The 26,669-nt window shown below is 61.2% G+C and carries 24 protein-coding genes and 1 pseudogene; 9 read left to right on the top strand and 16 right to left on the bottom strand.

Annotated elements, in window-relative coordinates; genetic code table 11:
* Positions 1-142: 142 nt before the first annotated feature.
* The 3 genes from U5A52_RS38530 to U5A52_RS38520 all read right to left on the bottom strand — a co-directional run bounded on the left by U5A52_RS38530 (position 143) and on the right by U5A52_RS38520 (position 4,090).
* On the bottom strand, positions 143-832 hold the full coding sequence (locus tag U5A52_RS38530) for a potassium channel family protein (RefSeq protein WP_321939382.1): 690 nt from the start codon (positions 830-832) through the stop codon (positions 143-145).
* Between the two features lie 367 nt (positions 833-1,199).
* A complete protein-coding gene (locus U5A52_RS38525; RefSeq protein WP_321939380.1) occupies positions 1,200-1,640 on the bottom strand; it encodes a potassium channel family protein in 441 nt (146 codons plus the stop codon).
* 524 nt (positions 1,641-2,164) lie between these two features.
* Complete coding sequence (locus U5A52_RS38520) at positions 2,165-4,090, bottom strand: SMP-30/gluconolaconase/LRE-like region family protein (RefSeq protein ID WP_321939378.1); 1,926 nt, start codon at positions 4,088-4,090, stop codon at positions 2,165-2,167.
* Positions 4,091-4,650: 560 nt separating this feature from the next.
* Here U5A52_RS38520 and U5A52_RS38515 point away from each other — a divergent pair.
* Positions 4,651-4,813, top strand: a pseudogene (locus tag U5A52_RS38515) (FmdB family zinc ribbon protein).
* 403 nt (positions 4,814-5,216) lie between these two features.
* Here the strand turns inward: U5A52_RS38515 and U5A52_RS38510 are convergent.
* The 4 genes from U5A52_RS38510 to U5A52_RS38495 all read right to left on the bottom strand — a co-directional run bounded on the left by U5A52_RS38510 (position 5,217) and on the right by U5A52_RS38495 (position 9,923).
* Positions 5,217-6,152 (bottom strand): VOC family protein, encoded by a 936-nt coding sequence (locus U5A52_RS38510; RefSeq protein WP_321939377.1) that lies wholly within the window; start codon positions 6,150-6,152, stop codon positions 5,217-5,219.
* 16 nt (positions 6,153-6,168) lie between these two features.
* A complete protein-coding gene (locus tag U5A52_RS38505) occupies positions 6,169-7,962 on the bottom strand; it encodes an FAD-dependent monooxygenase (protein WP_321939376.1) in 1,794 nt (597 codons plus the stop codon).
* 31 nt (positions 7,963-7,993) lie between these two features.
* A complete protein-coding gene (locus tag U5A52_RS38500) occupies positions 7,994-8,851 on the bottom strand; it encodes a fumarylacetoacetate hydrolase family protein (protein ID WP_321939375.1) in 858 nt (285 codons plus the stop codon).
* Positions 8,852-9,026: 175 nt separating this feature from the next.
* Positions 9,027-9,923 carry a LysR substrate-binding domain-containing protein gene (locus tag U5A52_RS38495; RefSeq protein ID WP_321939374.1) on the bottom strand — a complete coding sequence of 299 codons (897 nt, stop codon included), beginning with the start codon at positions 9,921-9,923 and terminating at the stop codon, positions 9,027-9,029.
* Between the two features lie 210 nt (positions 9,924-10,133).
* Here U5A52_RS38495 and U5A52_RS38490 point away from each other — a divergent pair, with 210 nt between their 5' ends.
* The 4 genes from U5A52_RS38490 (at position 10,134) to U5A52_RS38475 (ending at position 14,488) form a co-directional block, all read left to right on the top strand.
* A complete protein-coding gene (locus U5A52_RS38490) occupies positions 10,134-10,772 on the top strand; it encodes a hydrolase (RefSeq protein ID WP_321939373.1) in 639 nt (212 codons plus the stop codon).
* A 96-nt stretch (positions 10,773-10,868) separates the two neighbouring features.
* A complete protein-coding gene (locus tag U5A52_RS38485) occupies positions 10,869-11,978 on the top strand; it encodes a porin (protein WP_321939372.1) in 1,110 nt (369 codons plus the stop codon).
* Between the two features lie 153 nt (positions 11,979-12,131).
* Complete coding sequence (locus tag U5A52_RS38480; RefSeq protein WP_321939436.1) at positions 12,132-13,025, top strand: pirin family protein; 894 nt, start codon at positions 12,132-12,134, stop codon at positions 13,023-13,025.
* A 1,001-nt stretch (positions 13,026-14,026) separates the two neighbouring features.
* The gene (locus tag U5A52_RS38475) at positions 14,027-14,488 is read left to right on the top strand and encodes a hypothetical protein (RefSeq protein ID WP_321939371.1); all 462 of its coding nucleotides are present in this window, start codon (positions 14,027-14,029) and stop codon (positions 14,486-14,488) included.
* Between the two features lie 235 nt (positions 14,489-14,723).
* Here the strand turns inward: U5A52_RS38475 and U5A52_RS38470 are convergent, their stop codons facing one another.
* From U5A52_RS38470 to hyfB, 7 genes are all read right to left on the bottom strand, one after another.
* Positions 14,724-15,191 (bottom strand): hypothetical protein, encoded by a 468-nt coding sequence (locus U5A52_RS38470; RefSeq protein WP_321939369.1) that lies wholly within the window; start codon positions 15,189-15,191, stop codon positions 14,724-14,726.
* 80 nt (positions 15,192-15,271) lie between these two features.
* On the bottom strand, positions 15,272-15,781 hold the full coding sequence (locus tag U5A52_RS38465; RefSeq protein ID WP_321939368.1) for a formate hydrogenlyase: 510 nt from the start codon (positions 15,779-15,781) through the stop codon (positions 15,272-15,274).
* Positions 15,781-17,343, bottom strand: a complete 1,563-nt coding sequence (locus tag U5A52_RS38460; RefSeq protein ID WP_321939367.1) for an NADH-quinone oxidoreductase subunit C — start codon at positions 17,341-17,343, stop codon at positions 15,781-15,783. Before U5A52_RS38460 ends, U5A52_RS38465 begins: the two co-directional genes overlap by 1 nt.
* A gap of 3 nt (positions 17,344-17,346) precedes the next feature.
* On the bottom strand, positions 17,347-18,810 hold the full coding sequence (locus tag U5A52_RS38455) for a hydrogenase 4 subunit F (RefSeq protein ID WP_321939365.1): 1,464 nt from the start codon (positions 18,808-18,810) through the stop codon (positions 17,347-17,349).
* A complete protein-coding gene (locus U5A52_RS38450; protein WP_321939363.1) occupies positions 18,803-19,462 on the bottom strand; it encodes a formate hydrogenlyase in 660 nt (219 codons plus the stop codon). The genes U5A52_RS38455 and U5A52_RS38450 overlap by 8 nt, the downstream gene beginning before the upstream one ends.
* Complete coding sequence (locus U5A52_RS38445) at positions 19,463-20,413, bottom strand: respiratory chain complex I subunit 1 family protein (RefSeq protein WP_321939361.1); 951 nt, start codon at positions 20,411-20,413, stop codon at positions 19,463-19,465.
* Positions 20,407-22,413, bottom strand: a complete 2,007-nt coding sequence (gene hyfB, locus U5A52_RS38440; RefSeq protein ID WP_321939359.1) for a hydrogenase 4 subunit B — start codon at positions 22,411-22,413, stop codon at positions 20,407-20,409. Before hyfB ends, U5A52_RS38445 begins: the two co-directional genes overlap by 7 nt.
* Before the next feature lie 812 nt (positions 22,414-23,225).
* On the opposite strand from hyfB, the gene U5A52_RS38435 reads away from it, so the two are divergent.
* Positions 23,226-23,423 carry a ribbon-helix-helix protein, CopG family gene (locus tag U5A52_RS38435; protein ID WP_321931696.1) on the top strand — a complete coding sequence of 66 codons (198 nt, stop codon included), beginning with the start codon at positions 23,226-23,228 and terminating at the stop codon, positions 23,421-23,423.
* Positions 23,424-23,447: 24 nt separating this feature from the next.
* Here U5A52_RS38435 and U5A52_RS38430 read toward each other — a convergent pair whose 3' ends face one another.
* Together U5A52_RS38430 and U5A52_RS38425 are read right to left on the bottom strand one after the other, a co-directional pair.
* Positions 23,448-24,284 carry a spermidine synthase gene (locus tag U5A52_RS38430; protein ID WP_321939357.1) on the bottom strand — a complete coding sequence of 279 codons (837 nt, stop codon included), beginning with the start codon at positions 24,282-24,284 and terminating at the stop codon, positions 23,448-23,450.
* 72 nt (positions 24,285-24,356) lie between these two features.
* Entirely contained in the window at positions 24,357-24,701 is a 345-nt protein-coding gene (locus U5A52_RS38425) for a zinc ribbon domain-containing protein YjdM (protein ID WP_321939356.1), read from the bottom strand.
* 179 nt (positions 24,702-24,880) lie between these two features.
* Between U5A52_RS38425 and U5A52_RS38420 the strand changes: the two genes are divergently transcribed.
* The 3 genes from U5A52_RS38420 to U5A52_RS38410 are packed head-to-tail and all read left to right on the top strand — an operon-like array spanning position 24,881 to position 26,444.
* The gene (locus U5A52_RS38420) at positions 24,881-25,327 is read left to right on the top strand and encodes a hypothetical protein (RefSeq protein ID WP_321939355.1); all 447 of its coding nucleotides are present in this window, start codon (positions 24,881-24,883) and stop codon (positions 25,325-25,327) included.
* A gap of 35 nt (positions 25,328-25,362) precedes the next feature.
* On the top strand, positions 25,363-25,626 hold the full coding sequence (locus tag U5A52_RS38415; protein ID WP_321939352.1) for an HPr family phosphocarrier protein: 264 nt from the start codon (positions 25,363-25,365) through the stop codon (positions 25,624-25,626).
* Between the two features lie 5 nt (positions 25,627-25,631).
* Positions 25,632-26,444, top strand: a complete 813-nt coding sequence (locus U5A52_RS38410; RefSeq protein WP_321939351.1) for a fused MFS/spermidine synthase — start codon at positions 25,632-25,634, stop codon at positions 26,442-26,444.
* Positions 26,445-26,669: the final 225 nt, after the last annotated feature.

Below are 26,669 nucleotides of genomic sequence, written 5' to 3'. Positions count from 1 at the left end.
TTCGACCCTCAACGGTCGGTCGTCATCAAGCGCTTGCGATGGCCGCTGGCGAAGTACAACTGCCCTTCAATCAGTCTAGTTGGCCGTCGAGTCAACGCATATCGCCAGCGGTCACACCGACACGACAAAGCTTCCTGACTTCCTAGGATTTGTCGTCGGTATAGCTCTCTCGCGGAGGGTAAACGCCGGCGAGGCGGGCGATCAGGATCGCCACGAACAAGCTGCCGGCGATCTGTTCCATCATGCACATGCCGCGTGCCGGGCGCGTGAGTGGCGTGATGTCGCCGAAGCCTGTGCTCGTGAGGACGGTTATGCTGAAGTAAAGCGCGTCGGCATAAACGAGTCGACCCGGCTGCCCGACGATCATGTACGACTGCGGATAGAAGAATCCGATGATCGCGTAGATGTACGCCCAGAGGTCACCGATCAACAGATACGCCGCCGCGGCGCCAAACAGCTTATCCGCCGTCATGATCCTCGGCTGGAAAACGTAGCGGAGAAGATACGCTACTGTGATGAAGTAGAGTGAGGCGCTGAACATCCAGGATATAGCAAGGCTCGTCTCGTCGTCGTGCCACAGGCCGAGGTACTGGAACCACATGGCCGGAATGGCGAGTAACAGCACGATCACGAACGGCAGGGTCGTACGGCCGACTGCTGCCACGGTCGCTATTACGAGGAACATATTTACGACGTTCAGGATAAGGCGGCCGCTGTCGCTCGGGGGGACAAACGATACCGCGCCGATGAGCGTGACCAGCACGACAAACAGCCAGAAGCAGCGCTGGTAGAAAATGCGAGACAGCGCTTCGCGCGTGGTACGGATCGCCATGGTGATCTCTCCCCTGGTTCGCATATGTCGCAGCCAGGCAGGCCGGGCCGCGTGTGACGGGAGTATAAAGCGGTAGCGCACCCTGCCGCTGCCGCCTACGTCTCGCGGACGTCGACCCACTTCGTCCCTTCGCGGATTTTTTCGAACGACACGTTGGATCTCTATAACGGCCGTCCCCTCTTGCACGACCCATCCGTCGTTCGCTCGGCTCAAGGTTTTCACGGCTCCCTACGAAACCGTTGCGAAACGAAAGGCACGACCGTTTCGGCGTTGGCCAACGTTTAGGCCACTGCGCCACCTGAGCCGCGAAGTGTCGGGTGCGGCCCGACTTGGCGTCCGGACGCCCGGTGTGTACTTGCTTTCGCGGCTACTCCTTCTGCAGCCGGGCATGATGGTACTTAATCACGTCCATGACCGCAGCCGTCATCACCGAGGTAGAGACTCCGAACATAAGGATGCCGTTGGCAGCTTCGATTGGGCCAAGCATGCGCCATTGCTTGGACATGACAATGTCGCCGTAGCCCAGCGTGATGAAGTTGACCGCCGAATGGTACAGAGCAGTGGCGAAATCGGAAAACTCTCCCAAGAACATGAACAGCGCAGCCCAGATTGCCATTTGGGCGAAATTGCATAGCAAGGTCAGCAGCATCACAGTTACCAATAGCAGGACGTCCACCCATAGCAAGTCCTGACTCTTAACGTTACCTCGGAAGCGCGCGTACCGGCGCAAGCAGACGGCTACCACTACGCCTTGCAGCAGCAGACACAGGACCATAGCCGGAGCGGCGGCCAGTATATTGTGTAGCATGATTGACTCCGTCTTCAGGGGGAGCGCTCTGGTACATAGGCGCCGCATCCGGGACGCGGAGATCGCAAGTTCAAAACTTGCTACCCCGACCAATAATAGAACAAGAACACATTGCGTCAGCCGCATCAAGCCGTGTCCCGCTCCAAATATTGGGCCTGCCGATCGGTCGTTTACCTGAGCGAAGCAGTCGCCTGAATGTCTGAGTGCGGGTGCAGACGAACGACGGCTCATGGCCGACTGTGCGCGTTCGCACGCTTCACCGTAAGCCGCCCGTGGAAACACGTCGTCCTGTAACAGCGGCAGCTTTGTAGCGTCATGGCTCAGCGCGTGCAACCGGCCAGTTTCTGCCTCTCGAACAAATGACGCGACGGTCTGCTTGCAACCTGCAATGTGATGGACGCGCTTGAAAAGCGAGTCTCACCGTCTATCGCTCAACGATCCATTGACAGCGCCGTTGTCTGCGCGCTTCGGTTTGCCAGATTGCCAGTCTGAGGCCGGGGAGTTGCCATAAGGGGCACGTGTGATCATGGAGTCCAACGATAAACAACGATGCTGGAGCCGTTGTAGTCGTCCTTGGTGACCACGTACTCCCCGGTCGATCGAAGGTGCGATCCAAGACCGTACATCGAATCCACGTCATTGCCGACGTACACGTTGCTGGGGTTGCTGTTGGTGAACGTGTTGTCCAGGCTACCCGTCGTCAGATTGAAGGCGTCGATGTTCGGCACGGTGTGGACGTAGCCAACAAAGAGGTAGTTGCCGGCAGCCGTGAGGGACTTCGGATTGGCGCTGGTGAGCGTGATAACTGGGTTCGGGTTGGTCGTGTTGCCAGCAAGCCATCCGTGGTAGACCTCTACGCGAGTTCCGATGCCGGTCCAGTCCGTGCTGCCCGTGATGCGCTGCCCGAGGATCATCGTGTCGCTTTCGGGAAGGTAGATGATGCGGCTCAGATTACCGATCGATGCAGGAACCGGCACAGTCACGGGCGCTCCCCACGACGGTCTGCCATTCGCATCGAACCCGGTCAGCGGCCAATGCCAGATCTGGTTCGTCTTGTCCAGGCCCGCCCACACGTCGCCCCTGCTGTCGAGGCAGAAGCCGTTGCGAACCCGTGCAGTGGCATTGAACAGCGTGCCCGGCAACGCCCCATCCGGGACGGCCGTGTAGCCCTGGGCTGGGTCGAAGTGGAAGAAGTAGAAGCCGTCTGGGTTCTGGTCAGTGGCGACCAGCACCCTGTTTGTTCCCGCGCCCGCAATCATGCCGAAGTGCAGGCCGCGACCCGGATAAGTCACATCGAGGCGGGGGTCGGACGGATACGTGAACGGGTCAATGGTACTGGCGACAAACTTCCAGTCCGCACTACCTGTGCCTGAATAGATGTTCTCGCCGGAATAGAACACGGTTGCGTCAGTCGCCGGATCGGGGGCGGCTATCGCCTCGAAATTCAGTGCGCGCAGGTTGTAGAGGAGCTTGCCTGTCGGGCTGTATGCGTAAAGGTCTGTGCCGCCCGTGCGGCCGAGGTCCCACGAACCTCCCCAAGGTTGGCAAAGTATGTAGAGATTTCCCGCAGCATCTTTACCAATTCCATCAATTCGGGTGAAGCGTAGACTTCCCACCTGTCCTTTCGTACCAGTAGAACTGTCCAGGTATCCTCCCCTCACGCCAAACGTGGAGACCAAAGTGAATGTACGCGTGTCGTAGGTCTTCGCGTTCTGGTCCGGGCCTGCGTCGCCGATCCAGAGGTATTGGGTAGTCGGATCGAAGTAGAGGGCGTGCGGCGCTTCACCAACCGGCAGGGAGAGCGTGTGAAGGATGGTGCCGGTCTGGCTGATCTGGAGAACCGTTCCTTCGGCTTCCTGTGCGACGAGAATATTGCCGTTGCGGTCGAATGCGAGCGCGCCTGGGTCGGTTACAGCAATGTCGCGGAGCCACGTACCATTGACCTGGTAGAGGCGTAGGCGGTTGCCCGGATGATCGCTCGCTACCCAAAAGTTGCCCCAGGTAGCGATGCCGGTGATGACGTCTGCGTGGCGCTCCGTGGTGTCCGAGCTAACCTGGATTTGCTGATCGTTGGCTCCAGTCGCGCGGACGTAGCGGAATACCATGCCGCTGGAGTAAGCGCCATTGACCCGCCCCCACTGGCGCGGAGCCCATAGATAGGTGGTGTTGCCAGTAATCGCGCTGCCCTGTGGTTCACCGTGCGCGCCGATGGATCCGGCATTCAGGCCGTTGTTGTAGATCGCGATGCCACCCTCGTTCTCATCCCATAACGAGGCGGTGTAAATGGTGCCTTCTGGTGCGACCCACATAGACCGGGCAGCATTACCTACGTGAGTGGCGTTAGTCCCAAACGTATTCGCTATCCAGTCGGTCGTGTACTGCCCCTGACACTCTGGCGTAATCGAACTGCTCAGCACAACCGCAAGGAATGCGGCATAGATTCGGTTCATGAGTTACCCCCAAGATCTACAGCACGTGCAGCGGCTGCCATCAGGAGACCGGATGGCCTTTCACTAAGGCGGCTGGCAAGTGAAGCGTGCGGTCCGGCGCGATGAAATCGGCGGTCCTACAGGCCGGCGCGTTACGCGCTTTTTTAGTCGATCGACGTGCTTCTGAAAAATAGTGTTGTGGGCGCGAAACCCGAAGACGAAGCTGAGCCCGAGTGTGCGATAGCGCACCTTTACATTTTTGTGGCGCTTCTATTACATCAGCGGGCTCTGCCGCATCTGGTCATATGGATCAAGGATCGACCGCTCCACTTTTGGAAGCAGCCGTTAAGCTCGGCTGAGCTGGAGGTACGAAATGGGTCTGGTGTGTCCCGTCCGACGAGCAGTCACGACTAACGCGAGGCGGCTGGTACGTACAATCAATTGGTATTGCCTGTGCCGCATACGTGGAGCGCAGAACGAGACGCGTACGTGGACTTTTCCTGCACTAGAATGGGTTATTGCGAGCGTCGTAGACAGTATCTGGCCAGCATGACCTGCAGGATTGTCGTTGGAGGAATGCCATGCCGACTTACCAGTACAGGTGCGAGAAGTGCGGAGATGTTTGAACATGCCGAGCATGTTGCTGAACATGCAACCGCTCATCCGGTTTGTCCGAAGTGCGGGAGCGAAAAGGCTCAGCACATACCCACGCCATTTGTGGCGAAAACATTCAGAAAGAGCTGAAATCTGTCTGACCGAGCGAGGGCATAGTCCTGGCCATGAGCCGTCATCCGCTCACACGGTTGCTCAGACATTGATCCGTCGGCTCCGCTCAATAACCGGCCATTTGGTTCGCAATGTCGAAGTGTTGCGCTTCGGCCTTTTCGGACATTGGGGCGGGCCGGGTTTTGCGTCAGCAATGCAGCGGCGGATTGCTGACGGTGGCAGCATTGAACTGCCGAACGTCAGCTTCCTCCAATGACGAACTCACACTCTCGACCCACACCAGACAATTTGACTCCCGTGAAGTGACGGCCGCTTTGCGGATCAGATCCGACATTCGACCGCGATATAACGCGGCAGCGCATCGTTACGTGGGCGCCCCCCAAAAACGCAAGGCCGCCATCGGCCCTTGGTTCCATGCGTTTCAAGCTTCCGTGTTCTCAAAGAAATACGCGGGCACGTCCGGGCCCCACAGATACAAGGAGTCTTCGGGCGGATGGTTGCCGCCGGGCCACTCGGTGCCTGCGCCGACGTAGTCGATGTTGGCCGAGTATTCCCAGAACGAGCCCCACGGGTCACGCACATACTGAAAGTAGTTCGATCCGAGCACGTGGCGTCCCACGCCCCATCCTTCGAGATAGCCCGCCCGCTGCATCTGCATCTTGCCGAGGCCGACCGCGTCGATATTCGGGACATCCCATGCGCTGTGGTGCCACCCCTTCGCCGCACCGTGCGCGAACGCAACCAGGTGATGATCGCTGCCGTAGCGCGCATGCAGGAACGCCACGATGCCTTCGGACCCGTCCGATAGCGTGAGGCCCAGTGCGCGTTCGTAGAACGCGGCCGCGCCGCGCACGTCTGGCGTGAACATCAGGACATGAGAAAGCCGCGTGGGGCGTGTAACTGGCGCGTCGGCGCGAGCGCGCGCACCGCGCGAATGCGAGGATGCCGATTCCCGGCCCAAAGGCAGCTTGCAGCCGGGCGACGTCTTCACGCCCGCCTTGAGTTGCAACAGATTGCCATCCGGATCGTGGAACCAGAAGCCGTCGTCGGAAGCGAGCCGGGCGGGTGCGGCGGCCTTCGCGCCGGCTGCCAGGATCTGCTCGCACAGCGGCGAGAAGTCGTCGGCAAAACAGTTCAGCGCGAGATACGCGAGTTGCTTGCGCGCTCCCTCGCGGACCTTTGCCCACACGTGATCGCTTTGCGGCGTGCGCAGCAGCAGCTCATCAGGCCGCGCTTCCAGTTCGAGGCCGAACGCGTCGAGGAAGCGCATGGCCTCCCCGAGATCCGGCACATCGAGCGCGAAATGGTCGATCGAATGAATGCCGAAACGCGCGCGATTGATCGTCGTCGATGTCATGAACCCAACTCCAGTGTCACGCGGCCACGCCGCTTGCATGCACCTGCGCGCCGCTCATTGCTCGTGGCGCAGTGCCGAGCATCTGTGTCAGCACGCGCCGCAGTTCCGTCGCGGGGTCCGCCGCGCGCGTGTTGCAGCGCCAGGCGACGAAACGGTCCGGCCGCACCAGCACGCAGCCATCGTCCTCGATCTCGCGTTGTGCTGCCCACTGGCCGTATGGGTCGAACGTAGGGGTTGCGTGTGCGATCTGCACCGCGTCGATCCTGATGCCGAACTCGTCGCCGACCTGCCGTGCCGCGTCGAGCCATGCCTCGCCGCCTCTCCCGGTAAGTACCGTGAAGACGCCATTGCCGACCAGATCCAGCGTCGACACCTTCTCGCCCGCGCGCTCGATCCACGCATGTGGGAGAGAGGCGCCGGGCGTCGTGGTGGGGTGGTAATACAGTTCGGGGTCGCGCAGCGCGGCGGGAAAAGTTGCGCCGTCGCGCACTATCGCGGCCGATTCGTAGCGCTGCCCCAGTTCGACACCATGACAGTTGAACTGATAGTTTTGCTGCTCGACGGCCTGTGCAAGTGCCGTGCGGCGCGCCTTGCCGGTATCGCTGTCCGAGAACAGTTCGTCGAGCGAGGCCCAGCCTTCTGCGGCGCTTTGCCCCTGCGAGAAGCCGAGGGCATTGGCAATCGGCAACATCTCTCCGACCGATTTGATTGCCCGGTTCACGACGCCCTGGGCGACCGGCTGACGCTCGTCCGAGTATGTTCGCAGGAGCGCGGGCGATGCCTCGCCCTTGACGATCATCGCGAGCTTCCAGGCCAGATTGAACGCGTCCTGCACGGAGGTATTCGAGCCGAGCCCGTTGGCCGGCGGATGTCGATGTGCGGCGTCGCCGGCGATCGCCACGCGGCCCTTGACCATGGTGCGCGCGACCATCCGGTTGATGGTCCACTTCGAAACCGCCTTCACTCGAACGGGGATGTCCGCCTCGCCGATGGTGGCGCGGGCGCGCGCGATCACGGCTTCCTCGCTGAGATCGGGCTCGCCCTCTCTCGGGTCGTACATGAAGAGCAGGACCCATTCGTTCCACGGGCGCACGCAGATCCAGGTGCCGCTGCCGACCCAGTAGTCGCTGCCCGGCTGGGTTATCCAGTACAGCACGCCAGGGCGGTGCGCCGTGTACTTCGCCAGATCGACCTCCAGCCAGCAGTTGACCGCGCAGCCAAGTCCCATCTCGCCATCCATCTCGAAGCCGAGATCCCGCGCGACGACGCTCTGCGCGCCGTCCGCGCCCACTGCATAGTCGGAGATCACTTCGATTTCCTCTCCGGTCACGCGATCGACGAGCCGCGAATAAACGGCTTCTTCAGTTTGCCGGATGGATACCAACTCCGTATTGAAGAGCATTTGTGCGCCATATTCGCGCGCCGCCGCGAGGATGACCGGTTCAAGCAGGTGCTGCGGCGCATTGCACATTTGCGAGGGGCTCGCCGCCTCATAGTCGGACTTGCGCCCAACGCCAGTGCCCCATGTCTGCAGCCGCGCGAGTTCCGTGCCGGCAAAGCTGGTCGCCCACACGTTGTTCGACATCAGTTCATGGGGCGTGGCGAGGGCTCGCACGCGATCCTCGATGCCCAGATCGCGCAACACCTCCATTGTGCGCTGATTCGTAATGTGCGCGCGAGGCGAATGGGCCGTGCCAGGGTAGCGCGTGATCGCCAGCACGTCGACGCCATATTTCGCCAGCAATGCGGCGGTCGTGAGTCCGGCGGGGCCTGCACCCACGACGAAAACCGGGACGCGAATCTTTCTCATGTCTCCTCCTTCAGGGGAATCTAACGATCGATCAACGCTGGATCGCCGCGTCTTCATCGACGACAATGTTGCGCAATACGCCAAGTCCTTCGATCTCGACTTCGCATACGTCGCCGGCGCGCATGATGAGCTTCGGCTCGCGCGCCCAGCCAATACCGGCGGGCGTGCCGCTCACGATGACATCGCCGGCTTCCAGCGTGATCGCTTCACTGATCACCGCGATGAGCGAAGCGACGTCGTGCAGCATGTCGTTCGTATTCGCCGATTGCACGACCCGGCCGTTCAGGCGTGTTTCGAGCTTGAGGCCCGCACCGCCTGGGGGCAGTTCGTCTGCCGTGACGAACATCGGGCCGAACGCGCCGGTGCCGTCGAAGTTCTTGCCGACCGTCCATTGCGGCGACTTGAACTGGTACTCGCGCACGGAGCCGTCATTGAAGATCGAGTAGCCCGCTACGCACGAGAGCGCATGCTGTTTCGAAATATGGCGGCCGCCGCTGCCGAGGATGACCGCGAGTTCGCCTTCGAAATCGAGCGAATCGGAGATGCGCGGGCGGATCATGGGCGCGTCGTGTCCGATCAGGCTCGAGTTCAGGCGCGGGAAGATCGTTGGATAGTCGGGCTGGTCATACGGACTTTCCTTCGTGTGATCCGCGTAGTTGAGTCCGATGCATAGCAGCTTGCCGGGGCGTGCGAGCGGCGGCAGATACGTCACGGCAGCGGTCGAGAATTCCTCGGCGCCCGCGTTGAGCGACGTACCACAGGATGCGAGGTCGACGCCACGCGCGAGAAGGTCGTCAAGGGTCGTTTCGCCGAGCGAGCGGATGGTATTGCCCTGCACGATGCCGAGCAGCCGGCGGCGATTGTCGGGGGAAAAGTGGATGTACCGCATGGCGTCTCCATGTGTTGTCAGTGTGGTGGCATATCGAAGCTCGATGAGGGAAGAATAGAAATGGGCTGGCGGCCGCGGTAGATCGCGCGGCCGTACAGAGTGTCCTGTCAAAGGAACAATCGAAAAGGGAGCAACCAACGCACGCGACCGAAACCGGATACCTCGCGCGCGGCGCTCACTCGTCTTTCTGAATGTGCGTGGCGAGATAGTCGATCAGCAGGCGGACGGCCGGCAGCAGGCCCCGGCGAGACGGAAAGACGGCATGGACCAAGCCGCCCTTGGGCTTCCAGCCTGGCACCACGTCAACCAGAGCGCCTTTCTCAAGCTCGTTCTCGACGACCATGTAGGGCAATTGCACGACGCCCACGCCTTTCAGGGCAGCCTGCCGAAGCACCGTCATGTCGTCGGTGATGTAGCGCGGCGCGTGAGGCACGCGCGCCTCGGCGGCGTCCGGGGCGACCAGCGTCCAGGCGTGATCGCGCGGCGGTCCCCAGTCGAGGCTGGGCATGCCGGCGAGATCCGCCGGATGCGTCGCCTTTGGGTGCTGCTTCAGGAGCGCCGGAGTTGCAACGAGCCGTTGCGGACTTCCAGAGAGCACACGCATGACGAGCCCGCTGTCTTCGAGCGGTGGGAAACGCACGCGCAGCGCGAGATCGAGTCCTTCGCCCAGGACGTCGACCCGGCGATTGGTCGCGTCAAGAAGAATTCGCACTTTCGGGTATTGCATCATGAAGTCAGCCACGAGGGCCCCGATGCGATATTCGCCCAGCGTAGTGGGGCAACTCATGCGCACGACGCCCTGGGGTTCAGAAACCCTGCGCTCCATCACCTCTCGGGCGGCATCGGCTTCCACGAGCACCGCGAGGCAGCGCTCGTAGAACTCCTGTCCGGTTTCCGTCACCGAGAAATGCCGTGTGGAGCGGTTGAGCAGGCGAACGCCGTATCTGGCTTCGAGGTCGGCGACGCGCCGGCTCAGCTTGGACTTGGGCATGTTGAGCGCCCGGCCTGCCTGCGTGAAACCATGGTTTTCGACCACTTTCACGAAGTAATAGATGTCGTTCAGGTCGTCCATGACTGTTCCTTTGGCAGAACAATCGAGACATCTTAAAGCATTAAGGGTCCAGACCGTCGTTGTTCCTCGCATGGAACACAGTCGGCATCTTTCGGGACTTCAAGGCGGTGAGTCGTCCGCATAGCATTGGCCGTGCATGCAGATCCGATGTTTCTCGCATCGGTCCTCGGGATCCCACTTTCACTTCCTGCACTGCTTCTGGAGACAACCATGGCAAGCGAACCCATTCGCGACCCCGCGAACGACCCTCTGCTCACCCCGCAGAATGCGGCATTCATCGTCATCGACTACCAGCCGGTCCAGGTGAATTCCATCGCGTCGATGGATCGACAACTGCTGGTCAACAACATTGTGGGCGCCGCCAAGGCCGCGGTCACCTACAAGCTGCCGATCGTCCATTCGACGGTCAACGTGAAGACGGGTCTGAACAAGCCGCCCATCCCACAACTGCGCGCTGCGCTTGGCGACTATCCGACGTACGACCGCACGAGCATCAACTCGTGGGAAGACGTCGAATTCCGCAAGGCCGTCGAAGCAACCGGCCGCAAGAAGCTGATCATGACGGCGCTCTGGACGGAAGCCTGCCTGACGTTTCCCGCGCTCGATGCGCTGAAGGCCGGCTACGAGGTCTATGTGGTCGTCGATGCAGTCGGCGGCACGTCCGTCGCTGCGCACGAAGCCGCGTTGCGCCGTATCGAACAGGCAGGCGGCAAGATGATCAGCGTCGCTCAACTGTTCTGCGAGTTGCAGCGCGACTGGGCGCGCAGCGAAACCGTCCCCGCGTTCATTGACCTGTTCGTTGAAACCGGGGGCACTGCCGGCATCCAGTTCTCGTACGACAAGAACTGACGTAACAGGCGCGCGGCCGGATGCGGTAGCCGTCCGCGCGCCTGTGCGATGTCTGACGAATCGCGAGCAATCGTTGACGGCAGGAAATCGATCAACATGAAGAGACAGACCGCTCTGGCAGTCTGCCTGAGCGCAGCCTGCTTCCACGCCAACCTCTACGCCCAGAGCAGTGTTACGTTGCAGGGCATGGTCGACGGCGGTGTGACCTGGGTCAACAACGAACATGGCGGCTCGGTAACGCAGTTCGACAGCGGGATCTTCGCGCCGAACGTTTTGACGTTCAGCGGAAGCGAGGATCTGGGTGGCGGAACGAAGGCCGTGTTCAATCTGACTTCACAGTTCGATCTCGGCAGCGGCGCGACCATCCCGGGCGCGGGCCAGATCTTTAATCGTACGGCCTACGTGGGGCTGTCCGATGAGCGCCTTGGCGCCATTACGTTTGGTAACCAGTACGATTTCATGTTCGAGACGTTGACGCTCGGTCTTTTTGACGGCGCGTTCCTGTTTGGCGGGCTTTATGATTTTCGCCAGGGACCATTCAGCGCGCTGGGCATACCGAAAAATCCGACCGGCTCGTTCGATTTTGACCGTCTGGCCGGTGCAACGCGCGTGGCGAACGCGGTCAAATATCGTAGTCCATCTTTCTCCGGATTCAGTTTCGGCGCGCTGTATGGATTTGGCGGCATTGCGGGTTCGTTTTCCACCAATTCGACGATCAGCGCAGGGATGAACTACGAGAACGGGCCGTTTGCGGTCGGGATCGCCTATATCGAAGCCAAATATCCTGAACTGGGTAACGGGCATGAAGGAATCCGAAATTTTGGGGCCGGCGCGCATTACAGGTTCGGCAGCGTGCTCGCCATGCTTCTGTACACAAATACAAGGAATGCGGCGAGCGGGGCAAAGATTGACGTCTACAAGGCGGGCGCGTACTGGACGATTTCAGGTCCCTGGTCGGCAGGACTCGACTACCAGTACATGAAGGGAAACCAGGTGCTCGAGAACAACAAGGCTCACCAGATCACCACAGCGGTGCAATACCACTTCTCGAAGCGGACGATGGTGTACGTCGAGGCCGTCTATCAGCTTGCCAGCGGCGACTCCGAAACGACGCAAGCCTGGATCAACGGATTGCTTGAACCCGACGCGGCTGCGAGCAACCGTTCACAGACACTGGCGCGCATCGGGTTGCAGACGAGATTCTGATCGGCTCGCCCGGAAAGATGGGATTGACCATGTCCATTGTTCCATCAGTGAGACACAGAGGGAAACTTCCACCCTCTACCGCCGTCATCGTCGCGCGACTACCCTGTGTTCATACAAGCACGGCCGCGGGCCGTTAAACAGGAATATTCGATGATGAAAAAGATTCTCGGCGCTTACAGCAACCCCAACGCGCATTGGGTCGGCGACGGTTTTCCCGTGCGTACACTGTTCTCGCATCACACCATGGGCCGCCACGTGAGCCCCTTCCTGATGCTCGACTATGCGGGACCGAAAAGCTTTGCGCCGACGGACCGCCGCCTGGGTGTTGGGCAGCATCCGCACCGTGGCTTCGAAACCGTGACCATCGTGTACGAGGGCGAACTGGAGCACCTCGACTCAACGGGTAGCGGTGGCCAGATCGGTCCCGGCGATGTGCAGTGGATGACGGCGGGCGCAGGCATTCTGCATGAGGAGTTCCACTCGCGCGCGTTCGCAAAAACAGGCGGGACGCTCGAGATGGTGCAGCTCTGGGTCAATCTGCCAGCGAAGCACAAGATGACGGCCCCCGGCTATCAGAGCATCGTGGCCAGCCAGATTCCGTCGGTCGACCTGCCGGCAGGCGCAGGACAGGTGCGGGTGATCGCCGGCAACTTCGCGGGCAACGCGGGGCCAGCGCACACCTTCACACCGATGGATGTCTGGGATGTGCGGCTCAACGCAGGGCATGGCGCAGCGTTGACGCTACCGGCGGGCCGGACGCTCGCGCTAGTCGTGCTGCGAGGTCAGGTTCGCGTCAACGGCGACGAACGAGTCATCAGCGACGCGCAACTGGTTCTCCTTGCACGGGAAGGCACCGACGTTCAGCTTGACGCCATGAGCGACGCCATCGTTCTGGTGTTGAGCGGCGAACCCATCGACGAACCCGTAGCTGCGCATGGACCGTTTGTCATGAACACGACCGAAGAGATTCGGGAAGCGGTAGAGGACTTCAACAGTGGGCGGTTTGGACAGATGGCCGCAAAGGATCTACGCACCATGTCACAGTAAGCGCCGCCATAGCATCCGAAGCGCTCCCTGTCCTGACGTCGGACGTGGCGTCTGGCCAGGAGCGCTCGGTTTGGGCAGTCTCGATGACGCGGAGCGGCTTAGAACCGTTCTCGCCTAGGCACGCATGGGCTATCGCGAAAGTTCATACTGTGGCGTGCTGTCGGCTCGAACGAGGATCGCAGAAGCCGAGTGAGCGACAGGGAGGGCGGAGGCGCACGGTCACAGCGCCTTCGGCGGTACAGGATCGGTTACCATCGTGTGAGTTCACTACCAGTACGAGGTTTCGATGTTCGAAGGGCCCCTTCAACATGTCGAGGGCGATGTGTTCTTTGACTACCAGATTGGTGGGCGAGCGCACCGGATACAGGTCATGAGGGACTGCCTCGTCAATGTCTTTCAGTCAGATGGTACGAGGGAGGGTAATGAGGTTGTACTACGCCAGAACTTTGAGCAAATCCTGCGGGTTGCCGCGGACAAGTTGGGCCGCGGCGTATTTTCACCGATCCAGATTCGGTCTGCAGATTTTTGAACACTGGTCGATTCTTTCGTCGGCGTTGATCTCTGACCACCGCCAGAACTTCTCAGCGGTTGCGATTCGCGCCCATGAGCGGCATCGGTCGATCCAACGCGTCTACAAAATGCCTGTGGCGTCGTATCCAATGACCGAACTACTGAATCGGTTTTTTGCTTGATGAGCTTCGATGGCTGCGATCTTTTTGCGGTGGTGTTTGTACAGATGTCCATCTGCTTTGTTTCGATATAAAAAAGGTCCGTTCCCGTCGATTGACGCCGGGCTTGTCGTCCCCATTTACGCCACTTCTCGTAGCACATCACTGCATCCCGAAAGCCCCGAAAACGGCGCTGCTCCTGACGGCAACTATCCGTTATCGTATGAAAGATCGTGCTGCAAACGTGGGTAACAGCTGCGTTTTTTGTGATTCCCATAAGCGGTAGCGTACATAGTTTCCCGACCTTTTCTTATAGGCTGTGAACTCGAACGCATGCTCGATGAAGCCGGTACTTCCGGCACAAAATCCCTTGCGACAACCGAGCGTGCCTTCCGACGGGATTGCAGCGAGCCGAAGGCGATTTGTTCGCTGTACAACCAACGCCAGGTAGCCAACAAAGACGGGAGTGCGGGAATGGAAAGCTTACCTTGTGCAATCCGGTATCAGGTTTTTGGCATCTCCCGACCATCGGAGTCGAGCCTGTTTATCGATTATGTCGCCGGGAGCATAGAGCAACGTCGCGCGACCATTTTAAGCCTCATAGCGCATGGAACAGACGCAGCGTTGAAAGGATGGTGCATGTTTGGACACCTTTCAGATTCTGACGTCTTTGAGATCGAGTCTGTTCCAGATCAGGTGTCTGCGGAAGATGCCGTGCAATTCTGGCGAGCATACTTCGGATCTCTGGGCGAAGAAATCGTTTCCGCAAAGCACATATGTGACGATGCCCGCTGACCGGTGTGCTAAATGGTCGAGCGTTGGATCAGACTGTGTGGCTGAGATTTCCGGAAGTGCTGCGTCCTTGCTACGACGAATGGTGATATGGGTGCCGCCGCACGGCGGCACAGCACGTCGATAGTCCGTAGATCACCGGGCCGCACTTGAGCTGGGCCCGAGTGTTTCTTCGCAGGGACTATCCCTGCCACCATTTGTCACACGCTCTAGACGACCCTGTCCGGGTGATGACGGATCAGCCTTGCTGCCCATTTCCGAGGTATCGTCCGCTAAAGCCCCAGGCAAGCATCACAACCAGCGCACTGAAGCTGCATGTCCATTGCGTCACAACGGAACCCATCCCCAGATCGGGACTGGAAATCAGCATACTCTGGATCGCCTGTCCAAGAAGCGTGCCTGGCTCCAGATGGCGCGTCCGCTCGATTCGCAGCCAGTTCATCGAGAGCAGAATGGCCGACCAGCCGGAAATGACCAGGAGCCAGTCGAGCACTTTGAAATCGAACGGCCTGGCCGGATTCCTTGCGACATTCATGGCGATGTGCGAGATTGAGACCGTCACAACAAGAACGGACAGGGCGACAAACCACGTCGGGTAGCGAAGCAGAACGGCATACAGGAAGCTGAACATCGTGACGAGCTGGGGCCATGCCAGGCGCAGGAGCGCGAAAGTCGCGCGCAGCTCGTCATAGTCGTCATCGTGCATTGACCGCGTCCCGGTGGGTAGTGGCATGGCGCGCAGCGTGCATACCTGGACGCCGCCGCTTCATTGAAATCCATTCCAAGCTAACGCGCCCGGCAGGCCGCCAGGATACCTCGCAGCAGATCGATGGGCGGCGGCGGACATCCGGGAATCGCCACATCGACCGGCAGGACCGACGAAACGGGCCCACACACGGCATAGCCACCGGCAAAAATACCACCCGTGCAGGCGCATTCACCCGCAGCAACAACGAGCTTCGGGGCTGGCGTCGCCTCATATGCGGCGAGCACGGCCGCCTTCATGTTCAGCGTCACAGGCCCGGTCACGAGCAGCAGGTCAGCATGCCGCGGGCTCGCGACGAACCTGATACCCAGACCTTCGATGTTGTAGTAAGGATTGTTCAGCGCGTGGATCTCCAGTTCGCAGCCGTTGCACGAGCCCGCATCAATCTGCCGGATGCACAGCGCGCGCCCGAGGAGATCGAGTATTTCGCGACGAATCTGTCTCTCCTCGTGTCGCCATGCATCTTCTGCTGTCGGCGCGGGCTCGTCTGGAAAACCGGAGCGCGCGAATTGCCGGATAAGCTGCCACATCAGAGATCGTGCCCCGCGTAGTTCAGGTTGAACGACTTGTTGATCAGCGGGAAATCAGCAACGATGTTGCCGATGATCGCGTGCTCGAGTGCTGGCCAGGTCTGCCACGACGGATCGTGGCAGTGGCAGCGCGAAACGACATCGCCCGCGTCCACCTCGAGCGCGACGAACACGTCACCGCGCCATCCTTCCACCCAGCCTGTCCCGCGGGAAGGCACGGTTGACGGTTTCACGTCGATGGCAGTCGGTCCGGCCGGAAAGCTGGCGAGCAGCGCACGGATCAGACGCAGGGACTCGCCGATTTCGGTGAAACGCATAGCAACGCGTGCGGCGACGTCACCCCTGGGGTCGCTTGCCGCCTTGACTGCCACATTGTCATACGGAGCGGGTTGCAAGGCCGCGCGCACATCAAATGTGTGGCCGCTGGCGCGAGCCGCCATGCCGCGCACGCCGAAATGCCCGGCAACATCGGCAGTCAAGCGGCCCGCGCCGGCAAACCGGTCCTGCACTCCCGACTGGTCCTCGTAGATCTTGCGCATGACGTCGACTTCACGCTCGATGGCGTCGCACTGCCTGACCAACGCCGTTGCAGTCTCGGGGCGAATGTCAACTGCCGTGCCCCCCGGCACGATGCGGTCCATCAGATAGCGATGTCCGAAGGCGTGAGCGTTCATCCGTATCCAGTCCTCCCTGAGTCGTGACAACTGGGCGAGCCCGAAGGCAAACCCGGCGTCGTTGCCGAGCGCGCCGAGGTCGCCCAGATGATTGGCAACACGTTCCCTTTCCAGCAGGAGGGCGCGCAGGTACAGCGCCCGGTTCGACACTGCGACACCGCATGCCTGCTCAAACGCCATGCAGTACGCCCACGAAAACGCAACAGTCGAGTCGCCCGCAATCCTTGCCGCGACCCGGTGGCAACCTGAGGCCGGGGTTCGTTCGAACAGCCGCTCGACACCCCGATGCGCGTAGCCGAGGCGCTCTTCAAGGCGCAGCACCTTTTCCCCAACGACCGAGAACCGGAAATGCCCCGGCTCGATGATGCCAGCGTGGATCGGTCCGACCGCGATTTCGTGAACGCCGTCGCCCGCAACCTGCACGAACGGGTAGTCAGCCTCGCTCGACTCGAATCTTTCGACGCCCGATGCCTGTCTTTGCAACGGGAAATAGTCACTGGGCCAGTTCCCATGATTGAGCCACGGGCGGGTGTCCTGCGCACCGCGAGCCTGCAAGCCGGTGAGATCGAAAATCGCCCGCTGCATGCGTGTCGCGTACGGGAAAATGGCGGCAAGATCGGGGAAGTCGCCTCCGGGATGTGGACCACGCTCGACCGCCAGACGCACCCACAGTATCCCGTCCTCGCATTCGTACGCGGCGTTCGCCGAGAAAATCCCGTCGGGTGCTTCGCTGCCCCACATGGCAATGAGCCGGCTTCGCTGCGAGCGCGCCAGATGTGCGATTTCGAGCCACCGCGCTTCGTTGACGTCGATGATGACCGCTGGAATCTGTCCTGCAGCGTGCGACAGCCGGATAGCGCCTTCGATCTGTGCCATGTCAAGTCGCATGCTTCAGCCCCCCAGCATCGTTGCGGCCTGGCGATACCACGTTGCCAGGTACGGTGGCACATAGAGACCGAGCATCAGGCCGATGCCCAGATGCACGAATACCGGCAGCAGCGCGGGGCGATGCTCGAGCGGCTTTGCTGTCGTCGCTCCACCGAACACCATCCGCTGCACGCGCGCGAAGATTGCCGCAAATGCGACGGCAAGGCCGAGCAGCAGCAAGGGCGCCGTCCACGGTATCGTATTCATCGCGGTCGTCAGGATCAGGAACTCGCTCGCAAACACGCCGAACGGAGGCAGGCCGAGAATCGCGAGTGCGCCGAGCATCATTCCCCAGCCGACTATCGGGCTGACCTGCAGCAGCCCGCGAATACCCTCGATCGCCTGCGTGCCCGCCTTCTGTGCCGCATGGCCAACCGTGAAGAAGATCGCCGACTTGACCAGGGAATGGACTGTCATATGGAGCAGCCCGGCGAACGTCGCGATCGGGCCGCCCAGTCCGAACGCGAAGGTCATCAGTCCCATGTGCTCGATCGAGGACCAGGAGAACAGCCGCTTGACGTCTTTCTGGCGGAACAGCGAGAACGAGGCAACCAGCACCGACACGAGCCCGAATCCGACCAGCAACTGCCCCGGCAGGCCATTGCCCAGTGCGCCATCGGCAAGTACCTTGCAACGGAGCACCGCGTACAGCGCGACGTTCAGCAGCAGCCCTGAAAGCACTGCCGAAATCGGCGTCGGGCCTTCGGCATGGGCATCCGGCAACCAGCTATGCATCGGCACAAGTCCGACCTTGGTGCCGTAGCCGACGAGCAGGAACACGAAGGCGATCGATACGATGTTCGGCTCAAGGTGTGTCTTCGCGGCGGCCAGGCTCGTCCAGAGCAGCGCATCATCGCCGGTCAACTGCCGGCTCGCAGCGAGGTAAAGCAGGATCGTGCCGAACAATGCCTGCGCGATGCCGACGCCGCACAGGATGAAGTACTTCCATGCGGCCTCGAGGCTCGCGGCTGTCCGGTAAACGCTGACGAGCAGCACGGTTGCGAGCGTGGCGGCTTCCATCGCGACCCACAGCACGCCGAGATTGTTGGTCAGCAGCGCAAGCAGCATCGCGAACATGAAGATCTGGTACATGCTGTGATAGAGCCGCATGCGCTTTGGCGTCATCCGGCCGCGCGCCTCTTCGACCTGCATGTACGGCCGCGAAAACAGTGACGTCGTCCAGCCGACGAACGCGGTCAGCGCGACGAGGTACACGTTGAGCGGATCGACAAAAAATACCCGTCCGAACGCAAACGACGGCCCCTGTTCGACGGTGCGCGTGGCGAGCACGAGCGTCGCCGTGAACGTCGCGAAGCTGAATGCAACGTTCAGGTTGCGCGCGACATGGCTGGGCCGGGTGAGCGCCAGAGATGCGGCGGCCACGAGCGGAAGCCCGAGCACGGCGAGTACGACGTGGGCGTCACTCATCCTTGAGTTTCTCGATGTGGTGGATGTCCAGGCTGTCGAACTGCTCCCGGATCTGGAACATGAATACGCCCAGAATCAGGAGACCAACCAGCACGTCCAGCCCGATGCCGAGCTCCACGATCATCGGCATACCATTGGTCGCGGCTGTTGCCGCGAAGAACAGCCCGTTCTCCATCGACAGGAAGCCGATCACCTGGGGAATCGCCTTCGCGCGCGTGATCATCATCATGAACGACAGCAGGACGCACGCGAGCGCGATCCCGAGTGTGCCGTGCGCAACCGAGGTCGCGAGCTGGCTGATTGGCGAGGCGACGTTAAACGCAACGATCACCAGCACGATGCCAATCAGCATCGTCGTCGGAATATTGATGAGCGGTTCGACGTCGGCCTGGACGTCGAGCCTGCGCACAAGCCGGTACAGGATCCACGGAATCACGCCGACCTTCAGCACGAGCGTCAGGCCGGCGGACACGTACAGGTGTGCGTCTCCCGTCACAGATCCGAGGATCAGGTTTGCGAGGACGAGCGCGACACCCTGCAGCGCATAGAGGTGGATCAGTGAGAGGATGCGGCGCTGGCTCAGCATTGCGAACGACAACGCAAGCAGGACAGCCGCGAGGAAGTTGATGAGTTGCGTCGCATAGCCGTGCATTCATGCCCCCAACAAAATGTGCACGAGCATGCCGATTACCGCGAGCAGGAAAGCGGTGGCGAGAAACTCTGGAATCCTGAAGATCCGCATTTTCGCGTTGGCAGTTTCGACCACGGCGAGCGCCGCACCGCCCACCATCAGCTTGACGAAGAGCGCGGGCAGCGCGAGCAGCAGGGCAGACGGGTTGCCTGCCCCGGCGATGCCCCACGGTACGAACAGGGCCAGCCCAATGCATGAGTACGCGAACAGCTTGAGGCTCGCTGCCCATTCCATCAGTGCGAGATGTCGCCCTGAATATTCGAGGATCAGCGCCTCGTGGATCATCGTCAGCTCGAGGTGGGTGGCCGGATTGTCGACGGGCAGCCGCGCGTTCTCGGCCAGTGACACCAGCGTGAACGAAATGCCCGCGAAGGCCAGGCTCGGATAGATCGTGAGCTCACCCCGACCGAGTGTCGCGACGATGCTCGTGAGCAGTGTCGACTGGGTGATCAGCGAGGCCGAGAACAGCACCATCAGCAGCGCGGGTTCCGCGAGGAAGCCGATCAGCATCTCGCGCCGGGCGCCGAGCGTGCCGAACGCAGTGCCGATGTCCATCGCGGCGAGCGACAGCGCGACCCGCGCGAGCGCAAACAGGCCGACGAGCGCGATCGCATCTGCGGCGGGCGACAGCGGCAGCTCAGTCGAGAGCGTGGGCACGATTGCACACGCAAGTGTCATCGCTGCCCAGATTACATAAGGCGCACCACGGAACACCGGACTTGCGGTGTGCGCGACGACCGATTCCTTGTTGAACAGCTTGTGGAGCATCCGGTACGGCTGCCAGATGGATGGCGCACGCCGGTTCTGCAGCCATGCGCGGCACTGGTTGATCCAGCCCGTGAGCAATGGTGCCCCGGCAAGCGCCACAATAATCTCGAGGGCCTGCGAGATCACGCCGGACAGGCTCACCATCGTCTCACCAGCATCAGGAGCAGGATCAGCACGGCGAAGCTGTAGGTCAGATACACGGCAATCTTGCCCGTCTGCAGCCGGCCGGCCCATTGCGCCGCGCGTTGCGTGAGTGCTGCGATACGGTCGTAGAAAACGGACCACGTGCGGTCGGTGACCGACACGCTGTAGAGCGGTTGCGCGTCGAACGGCGACGGCAAGTGCCGCTCGACGCGCAGCAGCGGCGCGAAGATCTCCCGGATCGGTTGCCCGAACCCTTCGGCCGTGTCCTGCATTCGTGCTGTCGTGAACGGAAAGCCGCAGCTCCAGGGCGCGGCGCGACGCAGCCTGCCGTGGTAGAAGCGCCGCACCATGACCCAGGCGAGGGCGCAGCAGGCAAGGAAGAAAAGCATGAACACGGCGGGCATGTAACTCGCCCTGGCAGCCGACACCGGCGCGAACAGCAGCCAGCCGTGATTGTTCGCGGCGATGCCGCTCCCGACAAGCGCATGCGTGACCGCGTCCAGTAGCTTGACGAACTGCACGGGCATCAGCCCGAGCAGCACACCGGCCATTGCGAACCAGCAGAACGCGAGTCGCTCCCATGCATTCGCATCGCGTGCGCGGGCCAGTTTCACTTCCCTCGGCTGCCCGAGGAACACGATGCCAAAGAACTTGACCATCGTGTAGCCGGCCAGAGCCGCCGACATCGCAACCAGCGCGGCCACGATCGGTACCGTCATGGCCAGCACGGAATTGGGCAAGCCTGGCGCGAACAGGAAACTTTGCAGCAGGAGCCACTCCGCGACGAAACCGCTCAGTGGCGGCAAGCCTGCACTGGCCGCGACGCCTACAAGCACGGCCCACGCGGTCCATGGCATGAAACGGATCAGGCCGCCCAGCCTGCCAAGATTGCGTTCCCCGGTGGCATGCAGCACAGCGCCCGTACCAAGGAACAGCAGACTCTTGAACGACGCGTGTGCTGCAATCTGGTAGAGCATCGCAGTCAGCGCCAGGGCCGACAGGCGCGGCATGCCGCATGCACGAAACAGCACCGCGAGTCCGAGCGCGGCGATCATCAGGCCAACGTTGTCGATCGACGAATACGCGAGCAGGCGCTTCATGTCGACCTGGATCGTGCTGAACACCACGCCGAGCAGCGTGGTGCCGACGCCGAGCACAAGCAGCAGCGCACCCCACCAGGCGATCTGCACGTGCAACAGGTCGAACACGGTGCGCAGCAAGCCGTACAGGCCGACTTTCAGCACGAATCCGCTCAGGAGGGCTGACACGGGCGAGGGCGCCGCTGGATGGGCATCGGGCAGCCAGACATGCAGCGGGAACACGCCCGCCTTGGCGCCGAATCCGGTCAGCGCAAACAGGAACGCGAGCGAAGCCCAGAATGCGTCGGGCGACTGCGCGCGCATGTTGGCGAATGTGTAGTCACCAGTGCGAGCCTGCAGAATCCCGAAGCATAGGAGCAGCGCGAGCGCACCGACGTGCGAAATCAGGAAATACAGATAGGCGGCGCGACGGATCTCGCCGATCCGGTGGTTGGTCATCACGAGAAACGTGGCGGACAGCGTCAGCGTTTCCCAGGCAACCATGAAGGCGTAGGCGTCATCCGCAACGAGCACAAGCGCGATACTCGCAAGGCACACGTGGTATTCAAAACAGATGAGCCCAGGCGCGGTTCCTTCGCCCTTGCGGAAATAGCCGGCGGAAAAGGCGCCGATCCCCGCGCTGACGACGCCGAGCACGAACAGGAAATAGCCGGAGAGGCGGTCAAGGCGCAGATGGAATGGAAGACCAGGCAGACCGACCGGCAGCACCAGGGTGGACGGTTCGGCGAAGACGCCGGCAAGACCTGCCGCCCCCAGCATCAACCCGGCCAGTGCGCCAAGCGGAAACAGACCGTGTGCGACAAGTCGCGTGCGATGCAGAACCCCAAGGCCCAGCGCGCCGACCGCGAGCCAGATAGCCACGACCAGCAGGACGAATTGCACGCCAGGCACAGCTGCCATCCGGAATGTCTCCCGTGTGCTCGGATTGGACGAGGGGCATGGACTGTGCCGGGCGTACCGGATCAGTCCTGTGCATGATATTACATCGAAAGGTTAATGTGGCTAGCAGGATATGATAATGCCGTTATCATATGAGACGCATGAATCCAGGAAATCGGGCATTCCTGATGAAGCGCAGCGGGATAACGGTCACAGGCGCGACGAACGCCTTCCGGAGCGCGGGGCGGCAATCGGGCAGGCCGAACAGGAGGAGCCGCGCGACCTCTGCAAGTGACGGCAAGACGTACCGGCTTTGCAGGCTGCGCGTTGTCCCCGGTTGACGGGCACTGCCGAACACCGCCGCTCCGACAGGAAACGATGCAGGTGAGCCCATACCGGCAAGCAGAAGACGGGTGTGCCCGCTTCGTTGGCGGTCTGGCAGGCGCCGTCGGGTTCGGGAACGCGGGTTACGTGTCGATGATCCTGCCTGGTGCGGCGCTCGTCGCACAGGAGGTTGTACGTGTCGCCGGTGATGTGCTCACGGACTGCTGCAGGCAGGGAGCGCAGGCGGTAACCGGGAATGCGCTGGGGCGCACCCTCGCCACCTTGAGCAAGACAGGCAAGCGATTCTTCACGCAATGCCCTGTACACCTCGGAGGACACATTCGCTGCGGGTGTTGCCGGATCGTGCGGTGCCCAATGAAAATTAGGCAATCTGGATTGGAGTCTGTTTGCTCCCGGTCACCGTTGCTGCGTAAGTCGCTGGCGCGGCCATTGGATTTGAGGGCGAGTGTATTATAATCTGATTATCATACTTGCCTTTCCTGTTCCCGATGGAAACCAAAACTGCGCGCCTGACTATCCTGATTGATCCCGCCAAGAAGGAGGCATTGGAGAAGCTCTGTGCCGCGCAGGATCTGACGCCATCGCAGGTTGTCCGGCAATTGATCCGTGAATATCTCGATCGTCATGGTGTGACCTACAAGACGAAGAGCGCGCTCGGAAAGCGGGTCGGGCGCAATGCTGACTGAAGCTGACTGAACCTGCGGGCAAGATCAGGTGCCATGCTCCCAGTGCGCGTGGCCGTTTTCGCGCCAGATCAGGCGCTTCGGGTCGAGGCTCATACCGCCCTTCAGGCGCCTGGCAGTGGAGGGCAGCCGCAGGTCGTCCGCCCACGCATGCGAGAAGGCGCGATCCAGCAGGACGCGCGAAGACGGCAGGCGGCCTTTGCCTTTCCAGGCGAAAGCGACGAAATTGCTGTCGTCCGCGCATCGGACTACCGTGTACGAGGAACCGAACACGGCGCTCAGCCGTTCGACGTACAGGTCCAGTGCCGGCTCGTCGTCGGTGAAATTGATCGCGAGAACGCCCGTCTTCGTCAACCGATCGCGGCACGCAGAAAAAAATGCAATATCCGTGCACTGGCTTGCGATCCCGTCCGACGCGTAGGCGTCAACCAGCATGACATCTGCGACAACGCTCTCGTTGCGGATGTAGTCCGCGCCATCGGCGCACAGCACCCTGAAGCGTGCGTCGTCTGCTGGAATCCTGAACACGTCACGCAGCGCAATGACTTCAGGGTCGATCTCGACCGCGGTGATCTCCACTTCAGGCAGATGCCGGTAGCAGTACTTTGCCAGTGAGCCACCGCCTAGCCCGATCATGCAGATGTGCCGGGGAGCCGGCTGCAGCAGCAGGAATCCCATCATCGTGCGCGTATAGCCGAGCGCGAGCCTGTCCGGCGCACGAAGCGACATGCAGCTCTGGGTGGCAAAGTGATCGAAGTGCAGGGACACTGCGTGCTGCGTTTCCAGTACGAATGGTCGTCTGTCATTCATCGGCGTAGCGGGTAACTCGACGAATGCTTCGCAGGATGTCTCGTCGCAGTCCATTCTCGATATATGCAGGTAGTCAAACGAGTGCGTGAAACGCTGTGGCGTTTCGCGCGGGTGCAGTGCCAGGTATCACGCCTTCTTCAGAAAGCAGGCTTTGAGCATGAAGCTGCCGGCATCGGTCCTGCAGTCGATCTCGTGATCGCCACCTACGATCCGGATATTTTTCACCCTGGTGCCCATCTTCAGCGTGATCGAAGAGCCCTTCACACGCAGATCCCGGGCGAGCACGACCGAATCGCCGTCTGAGAGCACGTTTCCGTTTGCATCCCGAACAACGCTCGCTTCCGGTTCGCCGTCGGTATCGCTACGCACGGTCGCCGACCATTCGTGGCCACAGTCCGCGCACACATACAGTGCTCCGTCCGGGTACGTGTTCTCCATAGCGCATTGCGGGCATGCAGGGGCGGTGTTCATTGCGGCTTCCATTGAAACAGTTTCGGGGCAATCAGAAAGAATGGGGCGTACCTCGCCGGGGCGATCATCCGATTACGCACACGGCATTATAATGTAAGGCACATGAAATTGTTGTCGTATTATAATGCCTTTCGCCGCCCTTCAGCGAACTTGCGGGCGGATTCGCTGAGGATGCCGTCATGTTCGATCTGGATGGAGCACTGCTGTTGCCTGACCGGCGCCTTGTGCGCCTGCGGGAAATGGCTGGAAGCCGGGGGCTGGTTGCGGTGGGCGTCGGGCGCGGCGGCGAACGCGGCTTCCAGATGGTCCACCGGTTCCATGACGTCGGTGAGCGGCTCGCGGCGGCCGGTATTCACCTGGCCTTCATTTATCCGCGGGAATCGGCCCGGCACGTGCTGGATGCGATTTCGGTGGCCAGTGCGCGTTTCCGGTGTCATCCGCGCCTGCTCCTCGACATGGACGGCCGGTGTTTTGCGCAGGGCGTGTGGCCCCGATCGCTTGAAGCGGTGCACCTGAACCCTGAAATGAAGCGGCTCGCGGGCATCCGCATCGACCTGCAGGACACCACGTGGGAAGGCGAACTGAGGGCATTTCTCACGGACTGCCAGATTGATACCTCGTGCTGAATCCAGGGACCGGTCCAGAGGGTTGGGGATAATACATGGCAATGGTTGTCGATTTTCAAGCCGGTTCCGGGTGGAACCGCAATGGAGCGTCCGCTTTCCGGGATGTGCTCGTCAGCGTGGCGTGCCGATTCGAAAGCGATATCCTGGTGGTCGCGAATGGGCGCCGTGGCAACGCGAAGGATGGCATGGCAATCGACGCGTTGCGGGTGCGCGGCGGGACCGCCGCGCAGGTGCTGGTTGCGGGCCCTGATGAAGAAGCCGCACTTCACGCGCTCTTGCCGCTGCTACAGAAGGGATGAGCCGAATGCCTCGCTTCAGGTGGCCCCTCCCGCGATTTCGTGCCTTTCGCTCACGCGCTGCCGTGGATAGACCGGTCGTTGTGGAATCTGGGCAGTTCGTCTCGCTGTACTTTGACGGCCGCGAAATGCAAAGCAGCATGCTGCGTGCGGCGCCATATGCGCTCGTGCTCGGCTATACGCGCACGATGATGGGATTTCTGCTACTGCAGCCGGCTCCCCGGCACATCTGCATCATCGGGCTAGGCGGTGGCTCACTGGCAAAGTACTGCTACCGTCATCTGCCCGATGCAAACATCACGGTAATCGAGATCAATCCGAATGTGATTGCGCTACGTGACCGTTTTTGCATCCCACCCGACGACGAACGGCTCTCGGTCGTTTGCGCGGACGCTGCGCAGTACCTGTCGGCAACTGCGCAAACCTTCGACGTGGTGCTGCTCGACGGTTTCAAGGAGGGCGGTGTGCCTGCGGAACTCTCCGACGCGGCCTTCTACGAAGCCTGCCATTCACGGTTGAACGGCGATGGCGTGATGGCTGCCAATCTGCCAGGGGAGGATCCGCGGCATAGGGAAAATCTCGCCAGAATTCGCGAGACGTTCGGGTCATCGGTCGCGCTCGCCCCTGCGGAAGACGGCGCCGGAAATGGCATTGTTTTCGCCTGGAAGAATGCTGCTCCGCTACCGCCGCTCGAGGCGCTGATGAAGCGGGCGGACCAGTATGCCGGGCAACACAGTGTTGATCTCGTGGAAGCAGCCGTACGCATCGTGATCGGTGCGAGGTACGACTGGACACGACAGGGTCCGTTGAACTCCGCCTGATTGTGCCGCGTCGTGCAATCCACAACGAGTACGAGTCAAATCTTTGGAGGTGCGATGATCGACAACGATACGCCAAATGAGCAAACCATTTCCAGGTCTGCAATCTGGGCGCTGGAACGGCTCGCAGAAGTTCGTTACGGGAGAGATGCGCCAGCGCTCGGCTGGTCGGTCACCCGGGAACTGATCAGTGCTGGCTACGTCGGCTACCTATCCGGTGCGCGCACC

This window comes from Paraburkholderia sp. J8-2, from assembly GCF_905220195.1.
In the GTDB taxonomy this organism is placed as follows: domain Bacteria; phylum Pseudomonadota; class Gammaproteobacteria; order Burkholderiales; family Burkholderiaceae; genus Paraburkholderia.
Note: the sequence above shows the minus strand (reverse complement) of the source record. Positions and strands in the feature narration are given on the sequence as shown.

Excerpts from the sequence above, each read along its gene's own strand:
- U5A52_RS38530 (WP_321939382.1), bottom strand. The coding sequence starts at position 832 with ATGGCGATCCGTACCACGCGCGAAGCGCTGTCTCGCATTTTCTACCAG.
- U5A52_RS38525 (WP_321939380.1), bottom strand. The coding sequence starts at position 1,640 with ATGCTACACAATATACTGGCCGCCGCTCCGGCTATGGTCCTGTGTCTG.
- U5A52_RS38520 (WP_321939378.1), bottom strand. The coding sequence starts at position 4,090 with ATGAACCGAATCTATGCCGCATTCCTTGCGGTTGTGCTGAGCAGTTCG.
- U5A52_RS38510 (WP_321939377.1), bottom strand. The coding sequence starts at position 6,152 with ATGACATCGACGACGATCAATCGCGCGCGTTTCGGCATTCATTCGATC.
- U5A52_RS38505 (WP_321939376.1), bottom strand. The coding sequence starts at position 7,962 with ATGAGAAAGATTCGCGTCCCGGTTTTCGTCGTGGGTGCAGGCCCCGCC.
- U5A52_RS38500 (WP_321939375.1), bottom strand. The coding sequence starts at position 8,851 with ATGCGGTACATCCACTTTTCCCCCGACAATCGCCGCCGGCTGCTCGGC.
- U5A52_RS38495 (WP_321939374.1), bottom strand. The coding sequence starts at position 9,923 with ATGGACGACCTGAACGACATCTATTACTTCGTGAAAGTGGTCGAAAAC.
- U5A52_RS38490 (WP_321939373.1), top strand. The coding sequence starts at position 10,134 with ATGGCAAGCGAACCCATTCGCGACCCCGCGAACGACCCTCTGCTCACC.
- U5A52_RS38485 (WP_321939372.1), top strand. The coding sequence starts at position 10,869 with ATGAAGAGACAGACCGCTCTGGCAGTCTGCCTGAGCGCAGCCTGCTTC.
- U5A52_RS38480 (WP_321939436.1), top strand. The coding sequence starts at position 12,132 with ATGAAAAAGATTCTCGGCGCTTACAGCAACCCCAACGCGCATTGGGTC.
- U5A52_RS38475 (WP_321939371.1), top strand. The coding sequence starts at position 14,027 with ATGCTCGATGAAGCCGGTACTTCCGGCACAAAATCCCTTGCGACAACC.
- U5A52_RS38470 (WP_321939369.1), bottom strand. The coding sequence starts at position 15,191 with ATGCACGATGACGACTATGACGAGCTGCGCGCGACTTTCGCGCTCCTG.
- U5A52_RS38465 (WP_321939368.1), bottom strand. The coding sequence starts at position 15,781 with ATGTGGCAGCTTATCCGGCAATTCGCGCGCTCCGGTTTTCCAGACGAG.
- U5A52_RS38460 (WP_321939367.1), bottom strand. The coding sequence starts at position 17,343 with ATGCGACTTGACATGGCACAGATCGAAGGCGCTATCCGGCTGTCGCAC.
- U5A52_RS38455 (WP_321939365.1), bottom strand. The coding sequence starts at position 18,810 with ATGAGTGACGCCCACGTCGTACTCGCCGTGCTCGGGCTTCCGCTCGTG.
- U5A52_RS38450 (WP_321939363.1), bottom strand. The coding sequence starts at position 19,462 with ATGCACGGCTATGCGACGCAACTCATCAACTTCCTCGCGGCTGTCCTG.
- U5A52_RS38445 (WP_321939361.1), bottom strand. The coding sequence starts at position 20,413 with ATGGTGAGCCTGTCCGGCGTGATCTCGCAGGCCCTCGAGATTATTGTG.
- hyfB (WP_321939359.1), bottom strand. The coding sequence starts at position 22,413 with ATGGCAGCTGTGCCTGGCGTGCAATTCGTCCTGCTGGTCGTGGCTATC.
- U5A52_RS38435 (WP_321931696.1), top strand. The coding sequence starts at position 23,226 with ATGGAAACCAAAACTGCGCGCCTGACTATCCTGATTGATCCCGCCAAG.
- U5A52_RS38430 (WP_321939357.1), bottom strand. The coding sequence starts at position 24,284 with ATGGACTGCGACGAGACATCCTGCGAAGCATTCGTCGAGTTACCCGCT.
- U5A52_RS38425 (WP_321939356.1), bottom strand. The coding sequence starts at position 24,701 with ATGAACACCGCCCCTGCATGCCCGCAATGCGCTATGGAGAACACGTAC.
- U5A52_RS38420 (WP_321939355.1), top strand. The coding sequence starts at position 24,881 with ATGTTCGATCTGGATGGAGCACTGCTGTTGCCTGACCGGCGCCTTGTG.
- U5A52_RS38415 (WP_321939352.1), top strand. The coding sequence starts at position 25,363 with ATGGCAATGGTTGTCGATTTTCAAGCCGGTTCCGGGTGGAACCGCAAT.
- U5A52_RS38410 (WP_321939351.1), top strand. The coding sequence starts at position 25,632 with ATGCCTCGCTTCAGGTGGCCCCTCCCGCGATTTCGTGCCTTTCGCTCA.